The 1,450-nt window shown below is 30.3% G+C and carries 1 protein-coding gene; it reads right to left on the reverse strand.

The window, feature by feature from the left end; genetic code table 11:
* Nucleotides 1-1,064: acyltransferase family protein (locus ACF91D_RS30285; protein WP_392438442.1), on the reverse strand; the 1,064-nt coding region annotated here is incomplete at its 3' end.
* Nucleotides 1,065-1,450 lie beyond the last annotated feature (386 nt).

Here is a 1,450-nt window from a genome sequence, read left to right on the forward strand (position 1 = left end):
TTTCTAATAGGCGTTTCAATAAACCTCGTCATAAAGTAAGATAATCCAATGGATAATAAAATAATTATAACACCAGATATTAGACCCGGTTCTTCTGCAATTTTAAATTTATTGAAAGAAAGTAATACCCAATGCCATAAATAAATACCAAAGGAGATCCCACCAAGTTTAATCATAATAGGTAATGCTAAAAACTTTTTCACACCATATTTTGTGTCCACATTACCTGAAAGAACTATAAGTAATGCGCATGTCATTGGCCATAAAGCGATATAGCCAGGGAATAGTTTAGACACGTCGAATAACGCGCCTGTTAAAATCAATCCTACTAAGCCAACCCATCCAATAATAGCAGCTACTAAACGATTGATTTTGATTCGTCCTAAATTAACACATAATAAACCACCTAAAGCGAAGTCCCATACCCTTGTAAACGTAATAAAATATGCAAAAGGTTGATTTACTTGAGTAAGATATATGGAATAAATAAATGACACTATAAATATAATCATTAGTAAAAAGTTAACAAGTTTTTTGCCATTCGATAACGCATATTTTCGCACTAAGTATAAAACAAATGTAAATAATACAAACCAAATAAGATAAAATTGACCTTGGATAGACATCGCCCAAAAATGTTCAAGTGGACTCTTCATTTGATTAGCATCTAAGTAATCTGTACTACTAAAAGCAAGTTGCCAATTTTGATAATAAAATATAGAAGCTAGTGCTTCTTTAATTGTTTTCGTTAAAATCGTAAGCGGTAAGAAGAAGAAGCTTAACACCAATGTCACTAAAACTATAAATAGTGCCGATGGTAATAGACGCTTCAACAATTTAGATATGTATGGCCAAAACTTATATTCTCCAGTTTTATTTATGGTTGAAATTATAGATGTTGTAATTAAAAAACCTGATATAACAAAGAAGACGTCCACGCCTCCCGACACTCTTCCAAACCATATATGATAAATAGCGACAAGTAGTGCTGCTACTATTCTTAGTCCCTCAATTTCAGGACGAAATTTCCGTTCAATATCAATTAAATTTTTATTCTGATTCATTTTAATCCCCTTAATAAAATATAACTCATTACTTCTCGCGACTTATTTAATGATAGAAAATACATAAGCGCGTGACAGAAGTTTGACAACAGTGTTCTGTCTCCCCTCTGTCTACGCTTCAATCATATGATATGACACAAATATTTAAATAATGAAGTAGCAAACATTAAAAATCATATAACTTTTTCAATAATAATACGAATATACATAGTTACTTCGCATCATTCATTATATTTAACCTTAAGTGCTAAATTACCATTGATAGTCGGGTAAATAGTAGCTATTGTTGATGAGTTTTCTATTTTCTTAGTAAATCCGTACTTAACATTTAATACTTTATATTTATCATAAATAATAATAATATTATAAATACCTAAAGCTAATGA

The organism is Staphylococcus sp. 231237_7MaSpsaltlick (assembly GCF_043107035.1).